Source organism: Clostridium sp. MT-14 (assembly GCF_042436595.1).
In the GTDB taxonomy this organism is placed as follows: Bacteria; Bacillota; Clostridia; order Clostridiales; family Clostridiaceae; genus Clostridium_B; species Clostridium_B aromativorans.
The window spans coordinates 40,843-48,464 of record NZ_JBHMIY010000029.1 but is presented as its reverse complement, the minus strand read 5'-3'; the positions used below and the strand labels follow the sequence as shown (position 1 = coordinate 48,464).

At 29.6% G+C, this 7,622-nt stretch carries 6 protein-coding genes; all 6 read right to left on the bottom strand.

All coding sequences use genetic code 11. The annotated features are described in order from the left end of the window. Nucleotides 1–268: 268 nt before the first annotated feature. Nucleotides 269–2,704, bottom strand: a complete 2,436-nt coding sequence (gene gyrA / locus ACFHWD_RS16520; RefSeq protein ID WP_179978246.1) for a DNA gyrase subunit A — start codon at nt 2,702–2,704, stop codon at nt 269–271. A gap of 16 nt (nt 2,705–2,720) precedes the next feature. Beyond that, entirely contained in the window at nt 2,721–4,634 is a 1,914-nt protein-coding gene (gene gyrB, locus ACFHWD_RS16515; RefSeq protein ID WP_150358857.1) for a DNA topoisomerase (ATP-hydrolyzing) subunit B, read from the bottom strand. Between the two features lie 19 nt (nt 4,635–4,653). Further along, entirely contained in the window at nt 4,654–4,917 is a 264-nt protein-coding gene (gene remB / locus ACFHWD_RS16510; RefSeq protein ID WP_150358856.1) for an extracellular matrix regulator RemB, read from the bottom strand. A 19-nt stretch (nt 4,918–4,936) separates the two neighbouring features. Then, nucleotides 4,937–6,028, bottom strand: a complete 1,092-nt coding sequence (gene recF / locus ACFHWD_RS16505; protein WP_150358855.1) for a DNA replication/repair protein RecF — start codon at nt 6,026–6,028, stop codon at nt 4,937–4,939. Nucleotides 6,029–6,096: 68 nt separating this feature from the next. Then, nucleotides 6,097–6,303: an RNA-binding S4 domain-containing protein gene (locus ACFHWD_RS16500; RefSeq protein WP_150358968.1), complete on the bottom strand. Its 207-nt coding sequence runs from the start codon at nt 6,301–6,303 to the stop codon at nt 6,097–6,099. Nucleotides 6,304–6,330: 27 nt separating this feature from the next. After that, a complete protein-coding gene (gene dnaN / locus ACFHWD_RS16495; RefSeq protein WP_150358969.1) occupies nt 6,331–7,434 on the bottom strand; it encodes a DNA polymerase III subunit beta in 1,104 nt (367 codons plus the stop codon). Nucleotides 7,435–7,622 lie beyond the last annotated feature (188 nt).

Here is a 7,622-nt window from a genome sequence, read left to right as displayed (position 1 = left end):
TATAAGTTTCCCTATATTTATTCTGTTCAATTTTCAAGGATCATCCTAAATATCAACAACTATTTTATTTTACCATATTAGTTTAAGATTATCAATACCTCACAAATATAAACTTTCAATGCCTTTTTAATTAATACAGCTTTTATATTCTAACATCTTAATTGAATAGAGTCAATACATTTTTAAAATTTTTTATCAAAGCTTAATCACAATAACCAGTGGTATATTTAAGTCTATTAAATATACCACTGACAACAATTATAAAAAACTATTTATTTTCAATATCATCACTACAATTTATTTTGGCAATAGCAACTACTCTTTGTTCCTCTCCCGTTTTCATAAGTGTAACACCCATAGTGTTCCTACTCGTAGTAGATATTTCAGATACATTGAGTCTTATAGCCACATTACTGCTATTTATGAGCATAATCTCATCTTCATCTTTTACAATTCTAGCTCCAACTATTAATCCCGTTTTTTCCGTAACTTTATATGTTATCATGCCCTTTCCACCTCTCCTATGGATAGTATATTCATCTATAGGAGTTCTCTTACCAAATCCATTTTCGCTTACGACAAGAACATCTTGACTCTCATCGACAATATCCATAGAAACAGCTATATCACTATCTCTCAATGTTATTGCTTTTACACCTGTAGTATTTCTGCCTGTAGGCCTCACATCTTCCTCGCTAAATCTTATTGCATAACCATTTTTGGTGAAAATAATTATTTCGCTTTTCCCCGTAGTCATTCTAACCTGTATAAGTTCATCTTCATCTTTTAAATTTATAGCATTTAGACCATTTCTTCTTATGGAAGTATATTGATCTATTTTAGTTTTCTTAATTAAACCGTTCTTAGTTGCCATTATGAAATAATTATCCTTATCAATTTCTTTAAAAGCTATAACGGCTTGAATTTTTTCATTTATATCTAAAGGTAGTAAATTAATTAAATTTGTACCTTTAGCAGTTCTACCTGCCTCAGGGATCTCATATCCTTTAAGCTTATATACCTTGCCCTTATTTGTAAAGAATAAAATATGACTGTGAGTTGAAGTAATAAATATATGCTCTACAAAATCATCTTCTTTAGTAGCCATTGCCTGGATTCCCCTTCCACCTCTTCTTTGAGAAGAATAGGTATCTGCTGGGATTCTTTTTATATAACCTTCATGAGTTAAGGTTATAACCACTTCTTTTTCATCAATTAAATCTTCGATATTTATGTCACTATTACTTACTTGTATTTCAGTTTTTCTTTCATCACCATATTTATTTTTTATTTCAATAAGTTCGTCTTTAATTATACTCAATAAAATAGATTTATTTTCCAAAATTTCTTTTAAATGCCTAATTGTTTCCATCAACTCATTGTATTCATTCTCAATTTTTTCTCTTTCAAGACCTGTAAGTCTTTGAAGCCGCATATCCAATATAGCCTGGGCCTGTTTTTCAGAAAGATCAAATTCAGCCATCAAACCCTTTCTCGCAATTTCTGTAGTTTTAGAAGATCTTATTAAATTTATTACTGCATCAATATGATCTAACGCTATTTTCAATCCTTCAAGAATATGAGCTCTAGCTTGTGCTTTATCTAAGTTAAACTGAGTCCTCCTGGTTACAACCTCTTCTTGAAACTGCAAATAATAAACAAGCATTTGTTTTAAACTCAATACTTTTGGTTCATTATTTACAAGAGTCAGCATTATTATTCCAAAAGTATCCTGCATTCTTGTATGTTTATACAACTGATTGAGAGTAACATTGGGATTAGCATCTCTTTTTAATTCTATTACAACTCTCATTCCATCTCTATCTGATTCATCTCTAATATCTGATATTCCATCTATTTTTTTATTTTTCACAAGATCAGCTATATTTTCTATAAGTTTTGATTTATTTACCTGATATGGAATTTCAGTTATAAGTATTCTATTTCTCCCATTTACCTCTTCAATTTCAGTTCTAGCCCTTACTAATATTTTCCCCCTTCCAGTTTTATAGGCATCTTTTATGCCTGAGGTACCAATTATTATACCCGAAGTTGGAAAATCAGGCCCCTTTATAGATGTCATCAATTCATCAATCGTAACTTCTGGATTATCTATTATCATTATCACACCATTTATAACCTCAGTGAGATTATGCGGTGGTATATTTGTAGCCATGCCAACAGCTATCCCCGCTGATCCATTTACAAGTAAATTAGGAAATCTGGATGGTAATACAGAAGGTTCCTTTTCTTCACCGTCAAAATTGGGAACAAAATCTACCGTATTTTTATTTATATCCCTTAACATTTCAAGAGTTATTTTATTCATCTTTGCTTCAGTATATCTCATAGCTGCTGCACTATCCCCATCTACTGAACCAAAATTTCCATGTCCGTCAACTAGAGTATACCTTATTGAAAAATCCTGTGCCATTCTGACTAAAGCATCATAAACAGCTGAATCTCCATGAGGATGATATTTACCAAGCACATCCCCTACAATTCTAGCACATTTTCTATAACCCTTTTCTGGAGTCAACCCAAGTTCATGCATAGAATATAATATTCTTCTATGAACTGGCTTTAATCCATCTCTTACATCTGGAAGAGCACGGCTTACAATAACACTCATTGCATATTCTATATAACTTTTTTTCATTTCTTTACTTATGTCTACTGGTAAAATTTTACCTTCATCAAACATCAACTACACCTCTCTACTATATATCTAAGTTTACAACTTTCCCAGCATTTTCTTCTATAAAATTTCTACGAGGTTCTACCTTATCACCCATAAGTATAGTGAAAATTTCATCAGCAGCCATAGCATCATCTACATTTACTTGAATAAGTGTTCTAGTACTAGGATTCATTGTAGTATCCCAAAGCTGCTCTGAATCCATCTCTCCAAGACCTTTATACCTTTGTATATCCACGTTGCTATCTTTTCCACCTAATTCATTTAACACTATTTCAAGTTCCTTATCCGAATATGCATAGTATTCCTTTTTATTTTTATATACTCTATACAAAGGCGGTTGAGCTATATAGACATGACCATTTTCTACAAGAGCTTTCATATATCTGAAAAAAAATGTAAGTAATAACGTTCTTATATGTGCTCCATCAACATCTGCATCTGTCATTATTATTATTTTTTCATACCTTATTTTACCAATGTCAAATTCTTTTCCTATTCCAGCGCCAAAAGCAGTTATCATAGATCTTATCTCTTCATAACCCAGTATCTTATCAAGTCTCTGTTTCTCAACATTCATTATTTTACCTCTAAGTGGCAATATGGCTTGAAAATTTCTATCTCTACCCTGTTTTGCTGATCCTCCTGCAGAATCTCCCTCAACTAAATATATTTCACATTCAGAGGAATCTTTAGATGAACAATCGGCGAGTTTTCCCGGAAGAGATGTATTTTCAAGTATGGACTTACGTCTTGTAAGTTCCCTTGCTTTTCTCGCAGCTTCTCTAGCACGAGATGCCATTAAAGATTTGTCTAATATTATTTTTGCAACTTGAGGATTTTCCTGTAAAAAATTATTCAACCCTTCTCCCAGTATACTATCTACTATACCACGCATCTCACTATTTCCAAGTTTTGTTTTAGTCTGGCCTTCAAATTGGGGATCTACCAGCTTTACAGATATTACAGCTGTAAGACCTTCCCTTATATCCTCTCCTGATAAATTTTTATCATTTTCTTTCAATATTCCAAACTTTTTTGCATAATCATTTAACACTCTTGTCAAAGCTGACTTAAATCCAGCTAGATGAGTCCCACCTTCAACTGTATCTATGTTATTGGCAAAAGAAAAAATATTTTCAGTATACCCATCATTGTATTGAATAGCAATTTCTACAGAATAATCTTCCTTTTTTCCTTCTATATACACGGGTGCTTTGTGAATTGTCTGCTTATTTCTGTTTAGGTATGTTACAAACGATTTTATTCCGCCCTCATAGTGAAATAGTTCTTCTTTTTCATCTCTTTCATCTTTTAAATTTATCTTTATATTTCTATTTAAAAAAGCCAGTTCCCTTAATCTCTGTGATAATATATCATAATCATATTCTATATCTTCAAATATTTCAGAATCAGGCTTGAAATGAATTTTAGTACCATGCTTATCAGTATCACCTATTATATCTAATCCCGTTGCTACTTTTCCCCTTTTAAAAACCTGTCTCCATATATGTCCTTCTCTCTCTACTTCAACTTCACAGATCTCAGATAGTGCATTTACAACAGAGGCACCTACTCCATGAAGCCCACCAGAAACTTTATATCCTCCACCACCAAACTTTCCTCCTGCATGCAATATGGTCATTATTACCTCCACAGTAGGTTTCTTCATCTTGTGATGCATTCCCACAGGCATACCTCTTCCATTATCTATAACTGTGATTGAGTTATCTTTATGAATAATTACATCTATCTTATCACAATATCCTGCTAATGCTTCATCTATACTGTTATCTACTATTTCATATACTAAATGGTGAAGTCCTCTTGAACTTGTACTTCCAATATACATCCCTGGTCTTTTTCTCACAGCTTCTAAACCTTCTAGCACCTGTATCTGATTTTCATCATAAACTTGTTTTTTTTCCTGCTGCATATCTATCCTCCTATTCGTCTTAAAGTTCATAATCTAAAGCTTTTGATCTTTTAGTTAATGTAGATGAAGATATAGGTGACAAATAAATTTTACTCTTTTTATTTACTTCGGCAATAATAAAAGACTTAGGTTTATCTTTCGTAATCTTTTGAACAAATCCATCTTCTTCAGCCATTCTCAAAAATTGAATCGTGTCAGAATTATATGTTGAAGTATCAACATCAAATATTCCAATTACATCTTTTATTGGAACGACTATATTTTCACCTAAATGTAAAAACATAAATAATCTCCTTTCAAAACTAAATCATAGTTATCTTACCATTTTTTACAACAAATAAATCTGCTTTACTTTGAGAATTTTTTTTAATATCGTCTATTCCTGTACAAGTTATAAATGTTTGTATTTTATTTATAGAATTTAATATATAATTTTGCCTATTTGAGTCCAATTCAGATAAAACATCATCTAATAACAAAACAGGATACTCACCTATAATCTCCTTTATTATTTCAAGAGAAGCAAATTTCATAGTTAAAACTGATGTTTTCTGTTGCCCCTGAGAACCGAAATTTCTGACATTTATTCCATTTATATTTGTGATAAGATCATCTCTATGTGGCCCGCAAAGAGTAGTTCCTCGTTCCATATCCCTTTTTCTGTTTACATTCAACAATTCAAATAAGCTATTTTCTGGTTTATTTACATCTTCTAATTGTGTCACGTATCTAAATTCTATATTTTCAGTTCCTGAGGTTATATCATTATGAATAATTTTTCCTTTTTCGCTAAGCCTTTTTATATATTTATTTCGCATCTCTACTATAAATCCGCCATATTTAGATAACTGTTTGTCATAAATCTTAATTATGTCATAATTATGGTTGATCCATTTTTTTAGTAAAGCATTTCTTTCATTTAAAACTTTGTTGTATTGAACTAGATTATAATAATATTTTTTACTAAATTTACAAAGTTCAATATCTAAAAATTTTCTTCTATAAATCGGTGATTCTTTTACTATTTTCAAATCCTCAGGGGAAAACATTACTACATTAAAAACTCCCATAAGTTGAGATAATTTATTTACCTTTATGGAATTTATATTTATTCCTTTTTTACCTTCTTTAAATATCTTTATTTCTATACTTTTATCTAATTGTTTCTTTTCTATATAAGCTTTTATGTAAGCCTCTTTACCCTGCCAGTTAATTAACTCTTTATCTTTATTTGTCCTAGGAGATCTGCCTATACTGCAGTAATATATACTTTCAAGTAAATTTGTTTTTCCCTGAGCGTTCCCCCCAGTAAATACATTTATACCTTTGTCAAATTTGATATTAAGCTCTCTATAATTTCTGAAATTTATAAGTTTTAAGTATTTAATATACATTTTAAAAACACCTATTTATAATTATATCACATTATATAATACATAATTAATAATAAATTTTAACGTAATTATATAATTTTATAGGTTTTATTTTCAAATTCAACAGTAAAATCTTTATAAAGTTTCCTACTTCTTCTTGTTTCCATTTTTCCATTTACCTTTACCATACCTTTTTTTATAAAAATTTTAGCTTCAGCTCCCTGTGAAACAGCTCCACACCATTTTAAAAACGAATCCAGTTTTATTACATCTGTATTTATTTTAACTTCATACATTTTCTATTATCTCCAATTTATTTATTTTTAACTATTTAAAAGTCTAACTGGCAAAACTAAATAAGTACAATTATCTTCGATCTTATTTTTAATTATACATGGACTTACACTACTGGAAAATTCTAATATAATTTCCTCCTCATCCATTATTTTTAAAACATCGATTAAATACTTTGAATTAAATGCAATTTTTAAAGTATCGCCTTGCAAAATTATATTTAATTCTTCTCTTACCATTCCCAATTGAGAATTAGATGTTATAACCATTCTATTTTCTTCAAGCTCTAGTTTTATTAAATTGGTATTACTATCTTTAGCCATTAATGAAGCTCTTTCAATACAATTTAAAAGTTCATCTTTTTTAGCTGTGACTTTCATATTAAATTCTTCAGGGATTATGGAATTATATTTTATAAATTCACCTTCTAAAAGTCTAGATATAACTTTGGTATTAGATAAGTTAAATAATATATGGTTTGGTGTGAATGTTATATTTACATTTTTATCATTGTCTTCTAAAATTTTAGAAACTTCGTTTAAGGTTTTACCTGGAATTACAGCATTTATTATGTTATCAGTGTTTAGATTTTCCGATCTTAAAGCAAGTCTATATCCGTCTAAAGCTATTAAATTCAATTTTTTATTTTTAATTTCAAATAAAACCCCTGTGAGGATAGGTCTTGTTTCATCTTGTGCTGTAGCGAATATAACACTCTTTATCATGTTTTTTAGTATTTTCTGTGGTATTGAAAAAATCATATTTTCTTTTATATTAGGTATTTCTGGAAAATCTTCAGCATTCATATATATTAAAGTGAATTTTGATTTTTGACATAGTATTTCTACAGAATTATTTTCTATGGTTGAAATACTTATATTGTCATCAGGTAACTTTCTTATAATTTCTCCAAATAGTCTTGAATCAATTACAATCGTTCCTTCTTCTTCAACATCTGCATTTATTTTGGTTTCTATGCTTAAATCTATATCTGAGCCTATTAGTATAATTTTATTATCTGAAGCAGTTAATTTTAATCCATTCAATATAGGCATGCTAGATTTTCCGGTTATTGCCCTTTGAGCCGTAATTATGGCTTCTTGTAAATCTAATTTTTTGCATTTAATTTTCATTTTTATTATATCTCCTTTATTGATAACATATTTTATTTAGATATATATAGATAATAAATTTTTTAGTAGTAGTAGTAGTAGGTATTGTTAGTATGTTCATAAATGCTAGAGGTGTTAATACTACTGAAAAAAATAAAAAAAATAAGTGTGGATAAGTAAATGATTGAAGCTCGTATTATCCACATAAT

Coding starts and splice junctions, on each gene's coding strand:
- remB (WP_150358856.1), bottom strand. CDS start 4,917: ATGTTTTTACATTTAGGTGAAAATATAGTCGTTCCAATAAAAGATGTA.
- ACFHWD_RS16500 (WP_150358968.1), bottom strand. CDS start 6,303: ATGTATGAAGTTAAAATAAATACAGATGTAATAAAACTGGATTCGTTT.
- recF (WP_150358855.1), bottom strand. CDS start 6,028: ATGTATATTAAATACTTAAAACTTATAAATTTCAGAAATTATAGAGAG.
- gyrB (WP_150358857.1), bottom strand. CDS start 4,634: ATGCAGCAGGAAAAAAAACAAGTTTATGATGAAAATCAGATACAGGTG.
- gyrA (WP_179978246.1), bottom strand. CDS start 2,704: ATGTTTGATGAAGGTAAAATTTTACCAGTAGACATAAGTAAAGAAATG.
- dnaN (WP_150358969.1), bottom strand. CDS start 7,434: ATGAAAATTAAATGCAAAAAATTAGATTTACAAGAAGCCATAATTACG.